Raw genomic sequence first — 21,727 nt, 5'->3', positions numbered from 1 at the left:
GCGCGGCATCGTCGTTTTCGGGGTACTTCAAAGAAGGAGTCGGCGGAAGGATCGACAAACAGGCACTCAGGGTTTGTGGTGGAGGGCGGGAAGCGTCCTGGCGGAAGGGGACAGCTGTGGCACGTGCGGTCGGGATCGATCTGGGGACCACGAACTCGGTGGTGGCCGTGCTGGAGGGCGGTGAGGCCACCGTCGTCGCGAACGCCGAGGGAGCGCGGACCACACCGTCCGTCGTGGCCTTCGCGAAGAACGGTGAGGTGCTCGTCGGCGAGGTCGCCAAGCGGCAGGCCGTGACGAACGTGGAGCGCACGGCCCGCTCCGTCAAGCGGTACATGGGCGACGGCCATTGGCGGTTCCCCGAACAGGGGTCCGTGGACGGCACCCGCTACCGCGCCCAGGAACTCTCCGCGCGGGTGCTCCAGAAACTCAAGCGGGACGCGGAGGCGTATCTCGGCGAGGACGTCTCGGACGCGGTGATCACCGTGCCGGCGTACTTCGACGACTCCCAGCGGCAGGCCACCAAGGAGGCCGGGGAGATCGCCGGCCTGAAGGTGCTGCGGATCATCAACGAACCGACCGCCGCCGCCCTCGCGTACGGCCTCGACCGGGGCGAGGAGCAGACCGTGCTCGTCTTCGACCTGGGCGGCGGCACCTTCGACGTGTCGCTCCTGGAGATCGGCGACGGCGTCATCGAGGTCAAGGCGACCAACGGCGACACCCAACTCGGCGGCGACGACTGGGACCAGCGGATCGTCGACCACCTCGTCAAACGCTTCAAGGGGCAGCACGGCATCGACCTCGCGGGCGACAAGATGGCGCTGCAACGGCTGCGCGAGGGCGCGGAGAAGGCGAAGATCGAGCTGTCGAGTTCGTCCGAGACGACGCTCAACCTGCCCTACGTCACCGCCTCCGCCGAAGGGCCGCTCCACCTTGAGGAGAAACTGACGCGCGCCCAGTTCCAGGAACTCACCGCCGACCTGCTCGACCGCTGCAAGAAGCCCTTCAGTCAGGCGATCAAGGACGCGGGCGTGGAACTCGCCGCGATCGACCACGTGATCCTGGTCGGCGGGTCGACGCGGATGCCGGCCGTCACCGAACTGGTCAAGGAACTCACCGGCAAGGAACCGCACAAGGGCGTCAACCCCGACGAGGTCGTCGCGCTGGGCGCCACACTCCAGGCCGGTGTCATCCGCGGTGACGTCAAGGACGTCCTGCTGCTCGACGTCACGCCGCTGTCCCTGGGCATCGAGACCAAGGGCGGCATCATGACCAAGCTCATCGAGCGCAACACCACGATCCCGACCCGGCGTTCGGAGATCTTCACGACCGCCGCCGACAACCAGCCCTCCGTGGGCATCCAGGTCTACCAGGGCGAACGTGAAATCGCCGCGTACAACAAGAAGTTGGGTGTCTTCGACCTCACCGGGCTGCCACCGGCCCCGCGAGGCGTGCCGCAGATCGAGGTCGCCTTCGACATCGACGCCAACGGGATCATGCACGTCTCGGCGAAGGACCTGGCCACCGGCCGGGAACAGAAGATGACCGTGACGGGCGGCTCGGCGCTGCACAAGGACGACATCGACCGCATGATGCGCGAGGCCGAGCAGTACGCCGACGAGGACCGCAGGCGCCGGGAGGCTGCCGAGACGCGCAACCAGGCCGAGCAACTCGTCTACCAGACCGAGAAGTTCGTACGGGACAACGAGGAACGGGTGCCGGCGGACGCGAAGTCGGAGGTCGCGGAGGCCGTCGCGGAGGTCAGGGGGCTGCTGTCGCAGGAGACGGACATCAGCGCGTTGCGGGCGGGGGTGGAGAAGCTTGCCACCGTCAGCCAGCGGATGGGGCAGGCGATGTACGCGCAGGCCCAGCAACAGTCTCCGACGGACTCTTCGACGGACTCTCCGACGGAGGGACGGGGCACCGGTGACTCCGCCGCAGCGGGGGAGGACGAGGGTGTGGTGGATGCGGAGATCGTCGATGACGAGCGGGAAGCGGGTGGTGGCGGGAAGAGGTAGGGGTGGCGGTGGTTCGCCGACTGCCGACTGCCGACTGCGTGTTGAGGGCTGAGGGCTGATGAACACGGCCCCGCGCCCCTGAAGGAGGGCGCGGGGCGTCCTCCTTCAGGACTTACGGGCCACGCCCGCGTACACCGGGACGATGCCCTCTGCCTGGGCTGCCACGTCCTCCGGGTCCGGGCGCCAGCCGTACACGGGGATCACGCCGGGGCCCAGGAGTTCCAGGCCGTCGAAGAAGTGGTGGAACTCGGTGAGGGAGCGGGGGAAGAAGGGCGTGCCGCTGCGCCGGAAGTGCTCGGCCGCCTTCGCGATGGCCTCGGGGCTGAGGTCCGGGGTGACCTGGGAGAGGACGAGGTAGCTGCCGGGGGCGAGCGCGTCGACGTACTTCTTCAGCAGGCCGTGCACGTCGTCGCCGTCGGGATCGTCGCCGAGGTAGTGGGTCAGTGCGACCAGCGACAGCGCGACGGGCCGGGTGAAGTCCAGGGACTCGCCGGCCAGGCGCAGGATCGTCTCCGGGTCGCGGGCGTCGGCGTGTACGTAGTCGGTGGTGCCCTCGGCCGTCCCGTGCAGCAGGGCCTGTGCGTGCCGCAGCACGATCGGGTCGTTGTCCGCGTACACCACCTTGGCATCGGGGGCGACACTCTGGGCGACCTGGTGCAGGTTCGGCTCGGTGGGGATGCCCGTGCCGATGTCCAGGAACTGGCGGATCCCGGCCTCGGCGGCGGTCCGTGTCGCGCGTTGCATGAACCGGCGGTTGGCGCGTGCGCCGCGCAGCACCGTGCCGTCCACCGCGAGGATCCTGCGGGCCAGCTCCTCGTCCACCGGGTAGTTGTCCTTGCCGCCGAGCCACCAGTCGTAGACCCGGGCGGGGTGGGGTCTGCTGGTGTCTATGCGGGTGGGCGCGCCCTCGGGTGCGGTCATGCGGTGTGTGCTCCTCAAGTGCCGTGAGTTCGTTCGTAGGTGGTGCGGCCGGTTCTGTGGGCCTGTGGATCAGCTGATCAGTAGCCGTCGCGGTACTCGGCGATGATCTCCTTGGTGCGCTGGGCCGACGCGGCACCCGCCGTCATGTGGTCCAGGACCTCCAGGTGCGAGGCGACCTCCCGGCGGGAGTCCAGATAGAGCGCGCCTGTCAGGTACTCGGTGTAGACCATGTCGGGCAGTTCCGGCTCGGCGAAGCGGAACAGCTCGAAGGGCGCCGACGTGCCCGGGTGCGGGCCGTCCCTGAACTCGGCGACCTGGATGGTGACATGGCCGCTCTCCGACGCGTCGAGGAGCCGGTCCAGCTGGTCGCGCATGACCTCGCCGCGGATGCTCACGGGCCGCCGCAGTACCGTCTCGTCGATGATCACCCAGAGGTGGGGCGGGTGTTCACGGGTCAGCAGCTTCTGCCGGGCCATGCGCAGCGACACATGCCGCTCGACCGCCTCGGGCCCCGTGTGCCCGATCGTTCCGGCCTCCATGACGGCACGCGCGTACTCCGGGGTCTGCAACAGGCCTGGTACGAAGTGCGGTTCGTAGGAGCGGATCAGCCGGGCGGAGCCCTCCAGGCTCACATGCATGCTGAACCAGTCCGGCAGGACGTCGGAGAACCGCTGCCACCAGCCGGGCTCGTTCGCCTCCTCGGCCAGGTCCACGAACACGGCCACCTCGTCCTCGGGGACGCCGTACGCCGTCAACAGCACATGTACGTACGGGATTTTGAGGGAGACCTCGGCCATTTCCATCCGCCGTACGGTCGCCGGTGCCACGCGCAGGACCCGCGCTGCCTCTTCCCGCTTCAGCCCGGCGGCCTCGCGCAGCTCCTGGAGCCGTCTCCCGAGCACCACCTGGCCCACGGTGGGCGCAGCCCGCCGCTCACTCACGCCACGCCTCCCCTACGCGCCGAAGTAACGCGAGCAGTGTGTCACGTTCCGCTGTCGGCCTGACAGGTTCGGGCCACCGAGATTACCCGCGAGGTAATCGACCCCGGTGAGCCCGCCCGGAACAGTGATGGCAACGGGTTCCGGGCCGGCGCACTCCGGTCCGGAACCCGGGTTCCGGCTCTGCTTCGACTTCTGTTCCGACCTCTGCCCCAACTTCCGTTTCGACCTCGATGGAGGGGATCCGCCATGTCCGCGACCCAGTTCGCCGCACTCGCCGCCCGGTCCGCCGAACCGCCCGTGATGCTGCGCCGCTTCCTGGCGCTGGACGCGCTGGTGACCGGAGTGAACGCGGTCGCCTATCTGGTGGCTGCCGGTCCGCTCGCCCGTTTCCTCGGCGTCGGCTCGGGGCTGCTGCTCGAACTCGGCCTGTTCCTCGGCGTGTACGCCGGAGCCGTCGGCCTGCTGGCCTCGCGCAGGCGGCCGGCCGTACTGCCGGTGCGGGCCGTGATCGAGGTCAACCTCGCATGGGCGGTGGTCAGTTGCGTCGCGCTCGTCCTGTGGCTCACCCCGAGCACGGTCGGGGCGGTCTGGGCGTTGCTGCAGGCGGCCGTTGTGGCGGGGTTCGCCGCGTTGCAGTACGTGTCCCTGCGGGCCTGTCGCTGAGAGGACAGCCCTGACGGATCATCAACCCAGCATCGAGTGAAGGTACTTGACCGTCGCCGGGTCGGCCGGGAGGAGCGTCTCGATGGCCAGCTCGGCGACGGTGATGTCCATCGGGGTGTTGAAGGTGGAGATCGACGAGACGAAGGAGAGCACCCGGCCCTCGTGCTCGATCCGCATCGGCAGCGCGAACGCGAACGTGGACGCCGAGTCGGAGTCCGACACGGACCCGGAGCCGGCCGTCCGGTCCACCGGGCTCTCCCGTGGCTCCGGCACCGGGTACGCGGCGACCTCCTCGTACAGCGCGCGCAGCGGGTCCGAACGGTGCAGGGCTATCTGACGTTCCATCTGGGCGAGCAGGTGCCCCCGCCACTCGGGAAGGTTCCGGATGCGCGGCGCCAGGCCCTCCGGGTGCAGGGTCAGGCGCATCGCGTTCAGTGGCGGCGCCAGCACGGACTCGGGGAGACCTTCGAGGAGCATCAGGATGCCCCGGTTGGCGGCCAGGACGTCGTACGTCGCGTCGACCACGAACGCCGGGTAGGGCTCGTAGCCCTGGATGAGCCGTTCGACGCCGTCCCGCAGGGACTCCAGCGCCGGGTCGTCGAGCGGGGTCTCGCGGTAGCGCGGGGCGTAACCGGCCGCCAGGAGAAGGGCGTTGCGGTCCCGGACGGGGACGTCCAGGTGTTCCGCGAGCCGCAGGAGCAGTTCCTCGCTCGGGCGGGACCGGCCCGTCTCGACGAAGCTGATGTGGCGGGCGGACGAGTCGGCCCGCAGCGCCAGTTCGAGCTGGCTGACGCGCCGCCGCTCCCGCCAGACCCGCAGCAGCGGACCGGCTCCCCGGTGCGTCCTGGGTGTCTTGTCCTCGGGGGCGATGAGGCGGGCCGCGCCGCCGGTCGGGACCGTGGTCATACGACGACCGTAGCCGAGGAGCGGCGGTGAGGGGGCGAACGGACGGGCGACCGGTCCCCGGAGTGCCGAACAGTACGAAACAGTCGGTGGGCACCCTCCTGACCTGGGCCGGAACGCCCGGCCTGTGGCACGCTGGGACAGCAACCCACATCAGGGAAGGAGCGTGGCCATGCCCGTCGTACCGCTGTCGCAGAAGGAGATCGAGGACCGGCTGGCGGAGCTGCCCGGCTGGTCGCTCGACGGGGACCGCCTCGCCCGTTCCTACCGCCTCGGCTCGCACTTCGCCGCGACGGCGCTGGTCATCCACATCGCCCAGGTCCAGGAGGAACTGGACCACCACTCCGACCTCACCCTCGGCTACAACACCGTGTCACTCACCGTGAACACCCACAGCGTGGGCGGCGCGGTCACCGACCTCGACTTCCGGCTCGCCCACAGAGTCGAGGCCCTCGCACCGGGCCACGGGGCGAGCTGACCGGGCCGAGGGGTCACGATCGTGCTGGACTACAACCAGGAGGCGGAGCGGTACGACGCCTCGCGCGGCGGCGAGCCCAGGGCGGCGGCTGCGGCGGAGGCCGTGCTGAGCCTCGTACCCGAGGAGACGCGCAGCCTGCTCGACGTGGGATGCGGTACGGGCATCGTGACCCGGCGGCTCGCGGCGGCGCGGGCCGGGATGCGCGTGATGGGCGTCGACCTGACCGAGGGGATGGCGAGGCGGGCCGCCGCCCGATTGCCCGGTGCCGTCGTTCTGGCCGACAGTCGTCAACTCCCTTTTGCGGAGGGCGGGTTGGAGGCGGTCACGAGTGTGTGGCTGCTGCATCTCGCCGGGCGGGCCGAGGACGTCCGGGCCATCGTCGGGGAGTGCGCGCGGGTGCTGCGGCCGGGCGGGACGTACGTCACCACCGTCGACAAGGGCGCCTCGCACAACGTGGGCAGTGACATCGACGCCGTTCTCGCCTCGCGCCCGTGGCGTGCGGCCCCGGACGCGGCGGCCGACGTCGAGGCGTATGCCGTCGGGCACGGACTGGTTCCGGCCGGGGAGGCCCGCTTCCGGGGGCGTGGGCAGGGGCGCAGTCCCCGGCGGGCCGTCGCGGACCTGCGGCGCGGATGGTTCATGACGTTACCGCCGGGCGATCCCCTCGCCGACGGCTTCGCCGCCCGCCTGGAGGCGCTGCCCGATCAGGACCGGGCCCGCCCGGACCCGGTGTTCACACTGCGGGCGTTCCGGAAGCCGCACTCATCCTGAGTGGCAGGGCGTCCCAACTGCCTTCGGTGTCGCGGAAGTCGGCGCGGCGGCGGTTGCGGACCGGGCACCCGCCGTTCGCCCGCCGCGCAGGAAGTCCAAGTCGTGCGGCCCGTTCATGAGCGGTCTCCAGTGGTTCCCTCGGGCAGGCTGTCGGCCAGGTAGGCGCCGAGGTCCGGGACTTGCGGCGTCAGCAAATGCCGTACCCAGGCGTCGCGTTCATGCAGGATCGGCGGCAGCTCCCAGACGCAGCCGATCCAGGGGGCGTCGGGCGCGATGAAGTGCGTGGGGTCACGGTCCGGGCAGCCCAGCACCGGCTGACCCGCCGCCGCGCCCCGGAAGTGCAGGACGTTGTCCCACACCCAGCTGTACGCGTTGAGGTAGGCGCCGTCGTCGCCGCCCCGGTGCAGGACGACGAAGGTGGCGGGCGGGGTGCCGTCCGGCTCCGGGAGCAGCCTCGGCAGCATCGCGTACGCGGCCTCCTCGACGTCGGGGGCGATCCCGTCCGGGTCGGCCGTGACGTGGTAGCGCTTGACGTGCCGGCCTGCCACCTCGATGGGCGGGAGAACGGTCAGCAGTTTCTCGGTGAAGGGGGCGAAGGCGGTGTTGGACATGAGGGGACGGTAGGACCACTTCCCTGACATCCTGCGTCAGTGAAGTGGGTGAGGTTCGCGTGAGGTCCAGTCGACTGCTGTCCGTGCTTCTGCTGCTCCAGACCCGCGGGCGGATGACCGCCGCCCAGCTCGCCGAGGAGCTGGAGGTCTCGGTGCGCACGGTCTACCGGGACGTCGAGGCGCTGAGTGCGGCGGGCGTGCCGCTGTACGGCGACGCGGGGCACGCCGGCGGCTACCGTCTGCTCGACGGCTACCGCACCCGGCTGACGGGTCTGAACGCCGACGAGGCCGAGGCCCTGTTCCTGGCCGGGGTGCCGGGACCGGCCGCCGAGCTGGGCCTCGGCTCCGTCCTCGCCGCCGCCCAGCTCAAGGTCCGCGCCGCCCTGCCGCCGGAGCTGCGCGCCCATGCCGACCGGATCAGTGGCCGCTTCCACCTCGACGCGCCCGGCTGGTACGCGGACGCCGAAGAGGTGCCGCACCTCCCGGCGGTCGCCGCCGCGGTGTGGAACAGCCGTGTCCTGCACGTCCGGTACCGGCGTTGGGCCGAGCCCACCGATGCGGAGCGCCGCCTGGAGCCGTACGGGCTGGTGCTGAAGGCGGGGCGCTGGTACGTCGTCGCGGGACCCGGTCCCCGTACCTTCCGCGTCGACCGGATTCTCGAACTCACGGCGTCCGAGGAGGAGTTCGTCCGGCCCGATACCTTCGACCTGGCCGCGTACTGGACGGCGTACCAGCGTGACTTCCACGACCGGCTGCACCGCGGCGAGGCGGTGGTGCGGCTGGCGCCCGGCGTGCGGCTGTCGGGGCCGGCCGCCGACGCCGTAGGGGTCAACGGCCTTACTGATGAACAGGGTTGGACCGTGGCGACGGTACCGATCGAGTCCGTCGACCGTGCCCAGGAGGAGTTCCTGAGACTGGGTACGGGCGTCGAGGTACTGTCGCCGGCCGAGCTGCGCGAGCGGATCGCACGGACGGTGACGGAACTGGCCGCTCGATACGCCGAATCGGTGCACCCGGGCGGCAACTCCCTTGCGGACAGCGGCGACTGACGAGTGGAACCCGTCCGCCCCGCAGGAGGTAGGTACCGTGCAGCACCCGCAGCCGCATGCCCAGCCCCATCCCCCCACCCGCACCAGACGCCGGACCCTGCTGTCCGCCGTGACCGCAGGAGCCCTCGCCGCCGCAGGGCTGGTGTCGCTCTCCGCCACACCGGCCGAGGCCGCCACCGCCCGGCAGGTCGAGGCGCTCGACCGGGGTGTCGTCAGCGTGCACACCGACAGCGGCAACCTGGTCAGCTGGCGCTGGCTCGGCACCGACCCGAACGACGTGTCCTTCAACGTCTACCGGGCCGGTACGAAGGTCAACTCGACGCCGGTCACCGGCTCCACGAACTACTTCCACTCGGGCGCCCCCGCCCAGGCCGACTACACCGTCCGGGCGATCGTCGGCGGCGTGGAACAGGCCGACTCCGTCCACGCGATCCAGTTCCGCACCGGATACAAGGACGTCCCGATCACCCCGCCCGCCGGCGGCACGACCCCCGACGGAGTCGCCTACACCTACGAGGCGAACGACGCCTCGGTCGGCGACCTGGACGGTGACGGCGCCCTCGACTTCGTACTGAAGTGGCAGCCCACCAACGCCAAGGACAACTCCCAGTCGGGGTACACCGGCAACACGATCGTCGACGGGATCAGGCTCGACGGCACACGGCTGTGGCGGATCGACCTGGGACGCAACATCCGCTCCGGCGCGCACTACACACAGTTCCAGGTGTACGACTACGACGGCGACCGCAAGGCCGAGGTCGCCATGAAGACGGCGGACGCGACGGTCGACGGGACGGGCGTGGTCATCGGCAACTCAGCCGCCGACTACCGGAATTCGAGCGGTTACGTGCTCTCCGGGCCCGAGTACCTGACCATGTTCAACGGGCAGACCGGCAAGGCGATGGGCACCGTCGACTACGTCCCGGCGCGCGGCACCGTCTCGTCGTGGGGCGACTCCTACGGCAACCGGGTCGACCGGTTCCTCGCCGGCACCGCCTACCTGGACGGCGCCCGGCCCTCCCTGATCATGGCGCGCGGCTACTACACGCGAACGGTGCTGGCGGCCTGGGACTGGCGGAACGGGGCGTTCACGCGCCGCTGGACCTTCGACTCCAGCTCCTCCACCAACACCGGCAAGGGATTCGACGGCCAGGGATCGCACAGCCTGTCCGTCGGGGACGTCGACGGCGACGGGAAGGACGAGATCGTCTACGGGGCGATGGCCGTCGACGACAACGGCAACGGGCTGTGGACGACGAGGACGGGCCACGGGGACGCCCAGCACCTCGGCGACCTCGACCCGGGGCACGCGGGCCTGGAGTACTTCAAGGTGTCCGAGTCCACCTCCCAGCCGGCCGAGCTGTACATCAACCCGGCCAACGGCACCGTCAACTGGAGCATCGCCGCCTGCTGCGACAACGGCCGGGGAGTCGCCGGGGACATCTGGGCGGGCAATGACGGAGCGGAGGTCTGGTCGGCCTCGGACTCCTCGATCCGCGACGAGGCGGGCGCCACCAAGGGCCGCGAACCGTCCTCCGTCAACTTCCTGTCCTGGTGGGACGCGGACCCGGTCCGTGAACTCCTCGACGGCACACACATCGACAAGTACGGCACGTCCTCCGACACCCGCCTGCTGACCGGCGCGTCCGTCCACTCCAACAACAGCACGAAGGCCACCCCGGCGCTCTCCGGGGACCTCTTCGGCGACTGGCGCGAGGAGGTCGTCTGGGCGACCAGCGACAACACGGCTCTGCGCGTCTACTCGACACCGGTCGAGACCACGACGAAGATCACGACGCTGCTGCACGACACGATGTACCGCACGGGCCTGGCCTGGCAGAACACGGCGTACAACCAGCCCCCGCACCCGAGCTTCTTCATCGGCGACGGCATGCCGACGGCACCGAGGCCGACGGTCTACACCCCGTGAACGACGGTGGGTGCGTGTCCCGCCGGACACGCACCCACCCGTTCAGGCGACCGTGCAGCTCTGGTCGCCCAGCTTGAACGTGGTCGGTTTTCCGTTGGTGCCCGACCAGTTGCCCGTGAACCCGAAGCTCACCGACGAGCCCGCCGCCACGTTCGCGTTCCAGTTCACGTTCTTCGCCGTGACCGCGGCACCCGACTGGGTGTACTCCGCGTTCCAGAGCTGGGAGACGGTCTGGCCGTTCGGGAAGGACCAGCCGAGCGACCAGCCGTTCCAGGCGGTTGTGCCGGAATTGCTGAGCTTGACGTCCGCCTGGAAGCCGCCCGACCACTCACTGGTGACCTTGTACGTCACCGTGCAGGCCCCCGTAGGCGTAGGCGTAGGCGTAGGCGTAGGGGTGGGGGTGGGGGTGGGGGTGGGCGTCGGTGTCGGGTCCGTGCCGCCTCCGCCGCCACCGCTCGTGTCCGACGACTCGCCGTATACGACGCCGCGCCCGTTCGTCGACACGTACACGCGCCCGTACACCCTCGGGTCACCGGTGATCGCCGAGCCGGTCCAACCCCACTGGTGGGCATCGTCGTTGACGCGCGTCCAGGACGCGCCCTTGTCCGTGGAGCGGAAGATGCCGCGTACGCCGGCGATCTTCGCGCTCGTGTAGAGCGTCTGGTACGTCGCTCCCGTCGCAGCCTTGCCGAAGCCGATCGTGTCGGCCTGCTCGACGTTCGACAGCTTGGTGAACGTCGTACCGCCGTCCGTCGAGTGCCACAGGCCGTACGCGCCGTCCGCCGCGCCGCCCGCCAGCCAGATGTCGCCCTTCGTGCCCGGCAGCGCCTTGAAGCGCACGCTGTCGCCGGCCGGGAGGCCGGTCGCCGCCGACGCCGTGAAGGTCGCTCCGCCGTCCGAACTCGCATAGAAACGGCCCGACTTGAAACCGTAGAACGTCCTCGGGTCCACCCGGTCGGACTCGACGGTCGCACCCGCAGGGATGCCCGACGACGTCGACCAGGACGAACCGAAGCCCGTCGCGTACTGCACTCCCGTGCCCGCCGGGCTCCACACGAACCGGCTGCCGTCCGACGCCGCCGCGATCGTGCCGCCGCCCGAGACGCCCGAAGGGTCGGTCCCCGCGAACCAGTTGGCGCCGTTGTCCGTCGAGAACGCGACATGCGGACCCGAGTCCAGGTCGCCGACGCGGGCCACGATCCCCGGGTTGCTCTCGGCGTAGTCCAGGCTCGTGGTCGTGGTGAAGTTCGGTGAAGTGAACATCATCGAGGGGACCTTGGTGAGATCCGTGTGCCGGAAGCCACCGATGTCGCCGAGCGCGCTGAGCAGCACCGCACCGCCCGACGGGGGAGCGGCCAGGTCGAGGACCGCCGTCTCCTCCAGGCCCTGGACCATCGGCTTGATGCTGAACTGGCTGCCGCTGTCCCAGTTGGTGAGGTTCTCGGTGCCGTAGACCGTCGCGCCCGTTCCGTACATCATGCGGTTCGAGTTGAACGGGTCGATCTCCAGCGCCTCCGTCATCCACCCCAGTTTCGGCGACTGTTCGGGCGGCGACGGGTTCGCGCCGAAGGTGAGCCACGGCGAGGACGAGACGTCCATCGTGTAGCGGTTCGAGCGGTTGGGGTACGAGGTGTAGTCCCAGGCCTTCGTCCAGGTGCCGCCGCTGTCCGTGGAGCGGAAGAGCTGCGTGTCCGGCCACCACGAGCTGTACGCCGTCGCCATCACCGTGCCCGGCTTCTGCCGGTCGATCGTCAGACCGCTGAACCCGTAGTAGGTGTCCGCCTCCGCGACCGGGCTGATGTTCGTCCAGGTGCCGGTGGCCGTCGCGTACCGCCACAGCTGGCCCTTGCCGCCGTCGTAGGGGCCGCCCTTGTCGCTGTACGGCAGGTACAGGTAGCCGTTCTTCGCGTCGAGTACGCCCTTGTGGGCCAGATAGCCGGTGGGCTGCCCGGCGAGCCGCGACCAGGTCGCGCCCGCGTCCGTCGAGCGGTACACCGCGTTGTCCTTGTCGGCGACCCCGACATAGATCGTGCGGGTCGCGCTGCCCGCCGTACCCGTCGACTCGTCGAAGGTGACCCAGACGATGCCCTGGTTGTCGCCGGCGTACCCGCTGGTGTCGGTCGGATCCTGCGCGTAGTTCCCGACGTTGGGGAAGTTCGCCACCTGCGACCAGGTCGCCCCCGAGTCCGTCGACCGCCACAGCCCCTTGCCGCTGGGCGCGCCCAGATACAGCACGCTGTTCCTGTTCGGGTCGACGGCGAGACGCTCGCCCATGCCCCGGCCGGGCATGTTGCCGCCCAACTTGAAGGGCAGGTCGGCCCGTTGCCAGCTCGCGCCCCGGTCACCGGATCTCAGCACGGCGCCGTTTCCCGGGTCCCAGCTGTTGGTGTACGTGCCGACAGCCGCGTACACCTTGTTCGGGTCCACGGAGTCGGACGCGAGGCTGACCACACCGGTGTGGCCCCAGCGGTCCCAGCCGACCGAGTCCGTCAGCGGGGTCCAGGTCTTGGTCGACTCCTGCCAGCGGTAGGCGCCGCCGATGTCCGTACGGGCGTACGCCAGGTTCTTCTCGGTCCGGTTGAAGACGATGCCGGGGACGAAACCACCGCCGTCGATGCGGGCGTTCTTCCAGGTGTACGTGTCGGCCGCGAGCTTCACCTCCGCGGCGGACGGGGCGGCCAGCGCGAGTGAACTGCCCGTCAACAGGCCTGCGGTCAGGGCCAGTACGGCCGTGAGGATACGGGTTCTTCGCATGGGTGGGGGTCCCCTCAGCAAGAGGTCTCATGAAAGGTGCGGGGTGCGGGGAAGTGGGGGAGAGCGGTACGCGACGACCGGGCGGCCCCCAGTGCGGGAAGGGGCCGCCCGGCGCGGTACGCGGAGCTCAGGTCCTTCTGGACCCGGCGGGGGCTATTCGAGTAGCTCCGCGTACGAGCCCATGGCGAGGGCTATGTCCGCCTGGGCCCAGAACCGGTGATAGGTGAACGAGGGCGCGGCGCCACCGGCCAGGTACGCCTCGATCTTCGACCAGTTGGGGTCGTTCTTGTAGAAGGAGCGGAGCGAGATGAAGGTCGACGACGAGTTGACCGTGTCGCCGTTCGGCATCTTCCCCGTCCAGGCCGACGGCACGTAGACAGCGTCGTCGAAGCGGTTGTAGTCGGTGCGGGTCTCCGGAACGGCGATGCCCAGGCTGTCCTGGTAGTTGGTCCACATGCCGTCCAGCAGCGCCTTCGCCGTCGTCGCCGCCTCGGTGTCACCGGAGCGGTCGGCGTAGTACGTCAGCGTCTTGGCGTACGCCGCCGCCACGCCCACGTCGTTGGTGTAGTCGGCGACGGTGACGTGAAGTCCCGTGTTGGCGCCCGGAGTTGTGGCGTTCCAGGTGTCGGGGGCGCCCGACCACTGGAGCGTCGACGGGATGCGGTAGGTGCCGTCGGGGTTGATGGTCGTCTTGGACAGGGCCCAGTCGACCCACTTGTCCAGGACGGTCTTCGCCGCCGCGTTGCCCGTCTGCTGGTAGTACTCGGCGACCCGCTCCATGGACCACGCCTGGAAGCCGAACCACTGGTTGGACGGCGGGTCGTGGTACACCGGCTTCTCGTCGTAGTACATGCCGTAGAAGGTCGGCGTACCGGTCGGCGGGGTCGCGTAGCGGCCGGCCCAGCTGTTGGTCGCGCCGCCCGCGATGGCACCCTCGTTGGACTGGAGCCAGCGGTAGAACTCGATCTGCCGCTGGAGCGATGTCGACCAGTCCGCCTGCCCTGTCGCCGACTTGGGCTTCAGGTCGGCGTACGAGCTGAGCGCGTAGGCGGCCAGCGGGTTCTGGTAGCCACCGTGCGTGTGGCTGGAGCCGATGCGCCAGGCCCAGCCCGCCGAGGTGTCGGTGGCGCCGCCCCACGCGTAGTACCAGGACATCAGATAGTGCGAGGCGTCCTTGCCGGTACCGGCGGCGCAGGCCGTCGGGCCGACACAGTTGCCGATCTTCTTGAAGTACTTGTCGTACATCGAGTAGCGCAGGTAGTCGCCCATCTTGGCCGCCTTGCCGACGGTGGCCGAGACGTCACTGCCCTTGCCCTGCTGCTTCGCCCAGACGTCCGCCCAGTACGCGGCCTGCACGGCCCGCGCGTCGGCGTCCGGGGCGTTGGTGAACTTCCACTGCTTGGCGTACGACGCGTCGCCGGTGAACAGGTCCAGGTACCCGTTCGTGCCGCCGTACTTGAAGGCGTCGCAGGTCGGCTGCGGAACGGTCTCCCACACCGATTCCTGCGGCCCGCGCTGGAAGGTGTTGATGTAGGAGGGACCGGTGTCCGTCGGGCCCGCCTCGCACTTGCCGGGCGAGTTGCCGTAGCCGTAGACGTTGTCGACGTCCTGCAGCCAGTGCATACCGTAGACGTCGTCCGTGCCGTACGCGGTCTTCAGCTCGGCCGCGATCGGGTCCGTACCGACCGAGACACCGGTGTTGAGAGCGGCCGGGTACTGGCTCGGCAGGTCCCACTCGGGGGCGTAGGTCGCCGGTTTCGACGCGTTGTAGAAGGAGTTGGTGGGCTGGTCGGCGTGGGTGGGGATCATGTACTGCTCCATGATCGACCAGGCGCCGTTGAACTTGGTCCAGTCTCCGGTGACCTTGCCGTACATGGCCTGGAGCCACAGGAGGTAGCTGTAGGCCTCCGACGTGGTCTCGTGGCCGTGGTCCGGTGCCTCGACGATCAGTGTCTCCACCGAGTGGTAGGGGATGCCCTCGGGAGAGAAGTAGCCGCTCGCCGGGTTGGTGATCTTGCCGTAGAGGTCCAGGAAGCGGGCGTCGTACACCTTCGAGGCCGCCAGCTCCGTGACGGTGACCGTCGCCTTGGCGTGGCCGGTGGCCGTCGAGTCGAAGGCCGCCGATCCGGTGCCCGTCGCGTTGGCGGTGATCGTCACCTTCTGGGCCGTGTTCCAGTTCGACGGAGTGAAGGTGAGCGACGCGCCGCCCGTCACCGACAGGCCCGTGTTGCCGCTCGCGCGGGCCGTCGTCACGGTCACGTTCGCGCTCGGCTGGGTCGACAGCTTCACGTCGTACGTGCCCGTCTTGCCCTGCTGGACGCCGAGTTGGGTCGGTACGGCGACCACGGCGGGACCCGAGGCGACCGTGATGCCGACCGGTGTGGACGGTGCCGAGGCGCCCAGGCTGTCGTAGGCCTTCGCCAGCAGCGAGTGACTTCCGACGGCCAGCCCGGTGGCCGAGTACGTGTACGGAGCGGTCGTGTCCGTGCCGAGCAGCGTGGTGTCGTCGTAGAACTCGATCTTGGTGATCGTCGCGTTGTCCGCCGCCGCCGCGGTGGCGGCCATCGGTACCGCGGTGCCCTGCGAGTAGACCGCGCCCGCGACCGGGCTGGTGAGCACCGTGACCGGTGGCTGGTGGGCCCCGGCGCAGGTCGTCCCGTTGATCGCGAACGAGGTCGGCGCCGCGTTGGTGCCGCTGTACGTGAACTGCCCACCGGTGCTGACGGCGGCGCCGGCGGCGATCGTCGCGTTGTACGTCGCGTTCTGCACGGTGACCGTCTGGCCGGACTGGGACCAGGTGCCGTTCCAGCCGTTGCTGAGCTTCTGGTTGCCTGCGTAGGCGTAGGTCAGTGTCCAGCCGTTGATGACGTCCGTACCGCGGTTGGTGATCGTCAGGTCCGCGGTGAAACCGGACCCCCAGTCGTTCGTCTTGTAGTCGACGCTGCATTGAACTGCCGCTGCCTGAGCGGGAGTCGTACCCGTCGCGAGCATGGTCAAGGGGAGGGCGAGGGCCGCCACGACAGCGGTCCAGAACCGCCGCGTGACGCGGCGTCTGCGTTGGGGGTGCATGGTGCTGGTTCCTCCTAGCGGGCTCGGAGGTGCTCGTGGAGATGTGGGGAGGAGCAACAAGCCTTGAACCAGTGGGAGCGCTCCCATATTGAGGACAGGCGTGTCAAGGGTCAAGGTGTTTGAAGACTCGAATTGATTCGACGACGACATCTGATGGAAACACGTCAACCCCTCTGTCCTTTGCCGTCACTTGGCGCTAACTTCGTTGACACCAGTGGGAGCGATTCCGTCAGTCGACGCGTCCGAGCGGCGTGCCCGATCTGCAAGGAGTCGCTCATGCGACACCCTCCGCGTTCAGGTCTTTTAGTCGTGCTCGGCGCTGCCGTCGCCCTTCTGGGCACCGCGGTCGCACCGGTCCTCACGGCGTCGGGAGCCACCCCCGCGTGCACGGTGGAGTACTCGGTCACCAGTGCGTGGGACGCCGGCTTCCAGGGCTCCGTCCGGATCACGAACAACCAGGCGGCGCTCAGCAGTTGGAGTCTGGCCTTCGACTTCGGCGCAGGTCAGAAGCTCACCCAGGGCTGGAACGCCAAGTGGTCCCAGTCCGGCACCACCGTCACCGCGGCCAACGAGAGCTACAACGGCTCGCTGGGCACGGGCGCGAGCGTCAGCGCGGGGTTCATCGCCTCGCGGTCCGGGAGCAATCCCGTACCGGCGTCGTTCAAGCTCAACGGGACGACGTGCAACGTGGACTCGGAGTCGAGCCCGACCCCGACACCGACCCCGACTCCGTCGCCCACCGTTCCGCCGGCCCCCGAGGCCGGAGCACCCGCCCTGCACGTGTCCGGCAACAAGCTCGTCGACTCCGGCGGCGCCACCCGGCGACTGCTCGGCGTCAACCGCTCCGGCGGCGAGTTCGCGTGCGTCCAGGGCAACGGCATCTGGGACGGACCGGTCGACGACGCCTCGGTCGGGGCGATCGCCGACTGGAAGGTCAACACCGTACGCATCCCGCTGAACGAGGAGTGCTGGCTCGGCCTGTCCAACATCAAACCCGAGTACGCGGGCGCCAACTACATCGCCGCCGTCAAGGACCTGGTGGCGAAGGTGAAGGCGCACGGCATGACACCGATGGTCGAACTGCACTGGTCCTGGGGCCTGTACACGGGCAACTCGGCCGGCTGCTCCGACGTGCACGCCAGCTGCCAGAAGCCGATGCCCGACATGCAGTACTCACCCGCCTTCTGGACCTCGGTCGCGAACACCTTCAAGGCTGACCAGGCTGTCGTGTTCGACCTGTTCAACGAGCCCTACCCGGACCGCGCCACCTCCACGGCGGCCCAGGCCTGGACCTGCTGGCGGGACGGCGGCACCTGCCCCGGCATCGGATACGAGGTCGCCGGTATGCAGGATCTCATCGACGCGGTCCGGGCCACCGGCGCCAAGAACGTGATCCTGGCCGGTGGGCTCGCGTACTCCAACGACCTCAGCCAGTGGCTGACGTACAGGCCGACCGACCCGGCGGGCAATCTCGCCGCCGCCTGGCACATCTACAACTTCAACTCGTGCTCCAGTGAGAGCTGCTGGGACTCGACGCTCGCGCCGGTCGCCGCCCAGGTCCCCCTGGTCGCGGGCGAGATCGGCGAGAACACCTGCGCGCACTCCTTCGTCGACCGGGTCATGAAGTGGTTCGACGACCGCTCCCTGTCCTACCTCGGCTGGACCTGGAACACCTGGAACTGCGCCACCGGCCCGTCCCTGATCTCCGGTTACGACGGCACACCCACCGCCTTCGGAATCGGTCTGCGCGACCACTTGCGGGCCATCGGTTAGCGCACCAACTCCCCATCAGAGCAAGGCGCTTCTCACCCCACAGGAAAACGAGAGGACACCCGCACTCATGAGCCGTACCAGAACAGCGATCCTCGCCTCCATGGCGATGGTCGCCGGTGCCACCGGCGCCGCGGCAGCCGCGGCGCAGGCCGACGTCGGCATCGCGGCGATCCCCTGCACCGTCGCCTACACGGTGCAGAACCAGTGGTCCACCGGCTTCACCGCCGCCGTGACGGTCACCAACAACAGCGCGGCCAAGTCGAGTTGGGCCGTGAAGTGGTCGTACGCCGGCAACCAGCAGGTCACCAGCGGCTGGAACGCCAAGATCACCCAGAGCGGCACCGCCGTGACCGCCGCCAACGAGACCTACAACGGGACGCTCGCCACCGGTGGTTCGGTGAGCTTCGGCTTCAACGGCAGCTACAGCGGCACCAACGCGCTCCCGACCACCTTCACCCTCGACGGCGTCACCTGCAACGTCGACGGCGGGACCGACCCCACGAACCCGCCGGACCCCGGCACCGGCACGAGGGTCGACAACCCGTACGCCGGCGCCAAGGTGTACGTGAACCCGGAGTGGTCGGCGAAGGCCGCCGCCGAGACGGGCGGCAGCCGGGTCTCCAACCAGCCCACCGGCGTCTGGCTGGACCGGATCGCGGCGATCAACGGAGTCAACGGCGGGATGGGCCTGCGCGCCCACCTCGACGCGGCCCTCCAGCAGAAGGGCACCGGCGAACTCGTCGTCCAGCTGGTCATCTACAACCTGCCCGGACGCGACTGCGCCGCCCTCGCCTCCAACGGCGAACTCGGCCCGACGGAGATCGACAAGTACAAGACCCAGTACATCGACCCGATCGCGGCGATCCTCGCGGACACCAAGTACGCGGGTCTGCGTATCGTCACGACCGTCGAGATCGACTCGCTGCCCAACCTCGTCACCAACACCGGCAGCCGGGTCACGGCAACGCCCGCCTGTGACGTGATGAAGGCGAACGGCAACTACGTCAAGGGCGTCGGCTACGCGCTCAACAAGCTCGGTGACGTGCCGAACGTCTACAACTACGTCGACGCCGGCCACCACGGCTGGATCGGCTGGGACGACAACTTCGGCGCCTCCGCCGACCTGTTCAAGCAGGCGGCCACCGCCGAGGGCGCGACCGTGAACGACGTGCACGGGTTCATCACCAACACGGCGAACTACAGCGCCCTGAAGGAGAACAACTTCACCATCAACGACACCGTGGCCGGCAAGTCCGTCCGCGAGTCGAAGTGGGTGGACTGGAACCGGTACACCGACGAGCTCTCCTTCGCGCAGGCATTCCGCAACCAGCTGGTCACGGTCGGCTTCCCGTCCACCATCGGCATGCTGATCGACACGTCCAGGAACGGCTGGGGCGGGCCCGCCCGGCCCACCGGTCCGGGTGCGACGACCACCGTCGACACCTACGTCGACGGCGGACGCTACGACCGGCGGTTCCAGACCGGCAACTGGTGCAACCAGTCCGGCGCGGGCCTGGGAGAGCGCCCGAAGGCCGCTCCGGCGACCGGGATCGACGCGTACGTGTGGATGAAGCCTCCGGGCGAGTCCGACGGCTCCAGCTCGGCGATCCCGAACGACGAGGGCAAGGGCTTCGACCGGATGTGCGACCCGACGTACACCGGTAACCCGCGGAACAACAACAACATGTCCGGTGCGCTGCCGAACGCGCCGGTCTCCGGGCACTGGTTCTCGGCACAGTTCCAGCAGCTCATGGCCAACGCCTACCCGGCGCTCTAGGCTCCGCCGGTCAGGCAGTTCTTCTGCCGCGGGCCCGGTGGGGGCTGGTCGCGCAGTTCCCCGCGCCCCTGTCGGGGGGCGCTGTGCGCCTCCCGACCTCACCGGGCCCGCTCAGACGTCTCTGCTCAGGCCCCGGTGGATCGCGATCTCCACCGGGGAGTACGTCCCGTCGGCACGCTCCAGCTCGTACGGCACCGCCGGATGCAGCGGTGGCTGGGCCATGAAGCGGGGTCGGGTGCCGTGGTGCGGTTGTGCCGCGTGGACCAGGAACGGGTGGCACAGGTACACGTCGCCGGGGCGGCCGGTGGCACGGGCGAGCGGACGGTGTGCCGAGGCCGCCACCAGTTCCGGAGCGATCTCCAGCCCCGAGACGCCCTCCTCGCCGTACGGCTCCAGCAGCGGGGGTACGTCCAGATGCGAGCCCACCCGGATGCGCGTCGGGGCGTCCGCCTCGCCGACCTCGCTGAACAGGAACAGCATCAGCAGGGACCGGTCCCGGGAGCGGAGGTTCGTGTACGGCCAGTTCGCGCCCTCGGGGAGATAGCTGCCCTCGATGTGCCAGCCCGCGTCGTCCGGTTCCTCCTCGTGCGGGAACCGCAGTGGAAAGCTCCCCAGCGAATAGCGTGACGCCCAGCGGCCCTCGCCCACCAGCGCGTCGAACGCCTCATGCAGGGCAGGGGTGTTGACCGCGGCGGCGAACGGGCCCTGGGCCATGTCGGACACCCGGTGCACGGGCTTCGTCCAGGTGCCCGGGTCGTCCGGGTCGCACCCCGTCTCCCGCCAGAGCAACCGTGCGCAGTGCTCGGCGACGCGTGGCGGGAAGGCGCTCTCGATCTTCACGAACCCGTCTTCGAGGAAGCGCTCCACCAGCTCGTCGTCCATGGGGACATCGTGCAGGAGCGGGGTCGACCCGTGCATCCGGTTTTTGCCGCAGGCGGTCGTGGAGGAGATCTCCGTTTGCCGCAACGGCAACAGAACTGGCCCGGTCGGCGGCGTCGGAGCAGGCTGGTGCCAACGACAACGGGAGGCTCGTCCACCATGGCCCATCAGCACCGGCACGATCATGATCACGACCAGGCGCCTGCTCACGCCCAGAACCATTCCCACAACCACAACCACAACCACAACCACGCCGACGTCGACTTCGCCGAGATGATCCCGCACCTGGAGGGGCAGGCCGAACTGTTCGCACCGCTCTACGCCGACGCCCTGGCCTGGCTGCGGCGGCAGCAGCCGGAACCGGGACTGATCGTCGACGCGGGCAGTGGCCCCGGCATCATCTCGGGCTTCTTCGCGGAGGCGTTCCCCGAGGCGCGCGTCGTCGCGGCGGACAGCTCGGCGCCGCTCCTGGCGCGAGCCCGCGAGAACGCCGAACGACGCGGCGCCGCCGACCGATTCAGCACCATTGAGGCCGAACTCCCGGACGGACTGGGCGAGTTGGAGTACCCCGTCGACCTGGTGTGGTCGAGCCGGGCCGTCCATCACGTCGGCGACCAGCGGGCCGCGCTCACCGCACTCGCCGCCGTACTCGCCCCGGGCGGCACGCTCGCCGTGCTGGAGGGCGGCCTCCCCGAGCGGAACCTGCCCCGTGACCTCGGCTTCGGGCGGCCCGGCCTGGAGGCTCGGCTCGATGTGATCGAGCAGGGCTGGTTCACCGAGATGCGCACCAGCCTGCCCGGCCACGTACGCGAGACCGAGGACTGGCCGGCCCTGCTCACCGCCGCCGGCCTGCGCCCCTCCGGCACCCGCTCCTTCACGCTCGACCTGCCCGCCCCGCTCACGGACGCGGCCCGCGAGTACGTGATCGGCGTCTTCGACCGGCGCCGCACGATGTTCGCGGACGAACTCGACGCCGAGGACCGCGCCACCCTCGACCGTCTCCTCGACCCCGACGACAAGGCGGGCCTGCACCACCGGCCCGACATCTTCGTCCTGGCCACGCACACCCTGTACACCGGCAGCAAGCCGCAGGGGTAGTCGCGGCCGTGCGCGGAGGTGCTGCCCGCGGGATCGGTCGGGAGGTCCAACACGCCTGCCCCGGGCTTGACTTCGAGGGCGCTTCAAGTGATGGA

The 21,727-nt window shown here is 69.6% G+C and carries 16 protein-coding genes; 9 read left to right on the top strand and 7 right to left on the bottom strand.

Annotated features, from left to right (window positions below):
* Window positions 1-116: 116 nt before the first annotated feature.
* Complete coding sequence (gene dnaK, locus OG595_RS06615) at window positions 117-2,015, top strand: molecular chaperone DnaK (protein WP_329268868.1); 1,899 nt, start codon at window positions 117-119, stop codon at window positions 2,013-2,015.
* 105 nt (window positions 2,016-2,120) lie between these two features.
* On the opposite strand, the gene OG595_RS06610 is transcribed toward dnaK, so the two are convergent.
* Both OG595_RS06610 and OG595_RS06605 read right to left on the bottom strand, forming a co-directional pair.
* Window positions 2,121-2,936 carry an SAM-dependent methyltransferase gene (locus tag OG595_RS06610; RefSeq protein WP_329268866.1) on the bottom strand — a complete coding sequence of 272 codons (816 nt, stop codon included), beginning with the start codon at window positions 2,934-2,936 and terminating at the stop codon, window positions 2,121-2,123.
* Between the two features lie 77 nt (window positions 2,937-3,013).
* Window positions 3,014-3,877 (bottom strand): helix-turn-helix domain-containing protein, encoded by an 864-nt coding sequence (locus OG595_RS06605; RefSeq protein ID WP_329268865.1) that lies wholly within the window; start codon window positions 3,875-3,877, stop codon window positions 3,014-3,016.
* Between the two features lie 246 nt (window positions 3,878-4,123).
* Here OG595_RS06605 and OG595_RS06600 point away from each other — a divergent pair, with 246 nt between their 5' ends.
* Complete coding sequence (locus OG595_RS06600) at window positions 4,124-4,540, top strand: hypothetical protein (RefSeq protein WP_329268863.1); 417 nt, start codon at window positions 4,124-4,126, stop codon at window positions 4,538-4,540.
* A gap of 21 nt (window positions 4,541-4,561) precedes the next feature.
* On the opposite strand, the gene OG595_RS06595 is transcribed toward OG595_RS06600, so the two are convergent.
* Window positions 4,562-5,446 carry a helix-turn-helix domain-containing protein gene (locus OG595_RS06595; RefSeq protein WP_329268861.1) on the bottom strand — a complete coding sequence of 295 codons (885 nt, stop codon included), beginning with the start codon at window positions 5,444-5,446 and terminating at the stop codon, window positions 4,562-4,564.
* 169 nt (window positions 5,447-5,615) lie between these two features.
* Between OG595_RS06595 and OG595_RS06590 the strand changes: the two genes are divergently transcribed.
* Window positions 5,616-5,921: a 4a-hydroxytetrahydrobiopterin dehydratase gene (locus OG595_RS06590; protein ID WP_329268860.1), complete on the top strand. Its 306-nt coding sequence runs from the start codon at window positions 5,616-5,618 to the stop codon at window positions 5,919-5,921.
* 21 nt (window positions 5,922-5,942) lie between these two features.
* Complete coding sequence (locus OG595_RS06585; protein ID WP_329268858.1) at window positions 5,943-6,692, top strand: class I SAM-dependent methyltransferase; 750 nt, start codon at window positions 5,943-5,945, stop codon at window positions 6,690-6,692.
* Between the two features lie 113 nt (window positions 6,693-6,805).
* Here OG595_RS06585 and OG595_RS06580 read toward each other — a convergent pair whose 3' ends face one another.
* Window positions 6,806-7,303, bottom strand: a complete 498-nt coding sequence (locus tag OG595_RS06580) for a hypothetical protein (RefSeq protein ID WP_329268857.1) — start codon at window positions 7,301-7,303, stop codon at window positions 6,806-6,808.
* Between the two features lie 59 nt (window positions 7,304-7,362).
* Here OG595_RS06580 and OG595_RS06575 point away from each other — a divergent pair, with 59 nt between their 5' ends.
* Complete coding sequence (locus OG595_RS06575; protein WP_329268855.1) at window positions 7,363-8,352, top strand: helix-turn-helix transcriptional regulator; 990 nt, start codon at window positions 7,363-7,365, stop codon at window positions 8,350-8,352.
* Window positions 8,353-8,389: 37 nt separating this feature from the next.
* Window positions 8,390-10,282, top strand: coding sequence for a rhamnogalacturonan lyase (locus tag OG595_RS06570; RefSeq protein ID WP_443072970.1), 1,893 nt, complete (start codon window positions 8,390-8,392; stop codon window positions 10,280-10,282).
* Between the two features lie 42 nt (window positions 10,283-10,324).
* Here OG595_RS06570 and OG595_RS06565 read toward each other — a convergent pair whose 3' ends face one another.
* Window positions 10,325-13,036 carry a cellulose binding domain-containing protein gene (locus tag OG595_RS06565; RefSeq protein ID WP_329268853.1) on the bottom strand — a complete coding sequence of 904 codons (2,712 nt, stop codon included), beginning with the start codon at window positions 13,034-13,036 and terminating at the stop codon, window positions 10,325-10,327.
* Window positions 13,037-13,189: 153 nt separating this feature from the next.
* Window positions 13,190-16,105 (bottom strand): glycoside hydrolase family 48 protein, encoded by a 2,916-nt coding sequence (locus tag OG595_RS06560; protein ID WP_329268851.1) that lies wholly within the window; start codon window positions 16,103-16,105, stop codon window positions 13,190-13,192.
* Window positions 16,106-16,381: 276 nt separating this feature from the next.
* Here OG595_RS06560 and OG595_RS06555 point away from each other — a divergent pair, with 276 nt between their 5' ends.
* A complete protein-coding gene (locus tag OG595_RS06555; protein WP_329268849.1) occupies window positions 16,382-17,878 on the top strand; it encodes a cellulase family glycosylhydrolase in 1,497 nt (498 codons plus the stop codon).
* 67 nt (window positions 17,879-17,945) lie between these two features.
* Complete coding sequence (locus tag OG595_RS06550; RefSeq protein WP_329268847.1) at window positions 17,946-19,655, top strand: glycoside hydrolase family 6 protein; 1,710 nt, start codon at window positions 17,946-17,948, stop codon at window positions 19,653-19,655.
* 111 nt (window positions 19,656-19,766) lie between these two features.
* Here the strand turns inward: OG595_RS06550 and OG595_RS06545 are convergent, their stop codons facing one another.
* On the bottom strand, window positions 19,767-20,537 hold the full coding sequence (locus OG595_RS06545; RefSeq protein WP_329268844.1) for a phytanoyl-CoA dioxygenase family protein: 771 nt from the start codon (window positions 20,535-20,537) through the stop codon (window positions 19,767-19,769).
* Between the two features lie 156 nt (window positions 20,538-20,693).
* Between OG595_RS06545 and OG595_RS06540 the strand changes: the two genes are divergently transcribed.
* The gene (locus OG595_RS06540) at window positions 20,694-21,632 is read left to right on the top strand and encodes a class I SAM-dependent methyltransferase (RefSeq protein WP_329268842.1); all 939 of its coding nucleotides are present in this window, start codon (window positions 20,694-20,696) and stop codon (window positions 21,630-21,632) included.
* Window positions 21,633-21,727 lie beyond the last annotated feature (95 nt).

The sequence above is a fragment of the Streptomyces sp. NBC_01451 genome (assembly GCF_036227485.1).
Classification (GTDB): Bacteria; Actinomycetota; Actinomycetes; order Streptomycetales; family Streptomycetaceae; genus Streptomyces.
The sequence above is the reverse complement of the archived record's forward strand: the minus strand, read 5'-3'. Positions and strand labels throughout refer to the sequence as shown.

Coding starts and splice junctions, on each gene's coding strand:
- OG595_RS06565 (WP_329268853.1), bottom strand. CDS start 13,036: ATGCGAAGAACCCGTATCCTCACGGCCGTACTGGCCCTGACCGCAGGC.
- OG595_RS06595 (WP_329268861.1), bottom strand. CDS start 5,446: ATGACCACGGTCCCGACCGGCGGCGCGGCCCGCCTCATCGCCCCCGAG.
- OG595_RS06540 (WP_329268842.1), top strand. CDS start 20,694: ATGGCCCATCAGCACCGGCACGATCATGATCACGACCAGGCGCCTGCT.
- OG595_RS06545 (WP_329268844.1), bottom strand. CDS start 20,537: ATGGACGACGAGCTGGTGGAGCGCTTCCTCGAAGACGGGTTCGTGAAG.
- OG595_RS06555 (WP_329268849.1), top strand. CDS start 16,382: ATGCGACACCCTCCGCGTTCAGGTCTTTTAGTCGTGCTCGGCGCTGCC.
- OG595_RS06610 (WP_329268866.1), bottom strand. CDS start 2,936: ATGACCGCACCCGAGGGCGCGCCCACCCGCATAGACACCAGCAGACCC.
- OG595_RS06600 (WP_329268863.1), top strand. CDS start 4,124: ATGTCCGCGACCCAGTTCGCCGCACTCGCCGCCCGGTCCGCCGAACCG.
- OG595_RS06580 (WP_329268857.1), bottom strand. CDS start 7,303: ATGTCCAACACCGCCTTCGCCCCCTTCACCGAGAAACTGCTGACCGTT.
- OG595_RS06560 (WP_329268851.1), bottom strand. CDS start 16,105: ATGCACCCCCAACGCAGACGCCGCGTCACGCGGCGGTTCTGGACCGCT.
- OG595_RS06590 (WP_329268860.1), top strand. CDS start 5,616: ATGCCCGTCGTACCGCTGTCGCAGAAGGAGATCGAGGACCGGCTGGCG.
- OG595_RS06550 (WP_329268847.1), top strand. CDS start 17,946: ATGAGCCGTACCAGAACAGCGATCCTCGCCTCCATGGCGATGGTCGCC.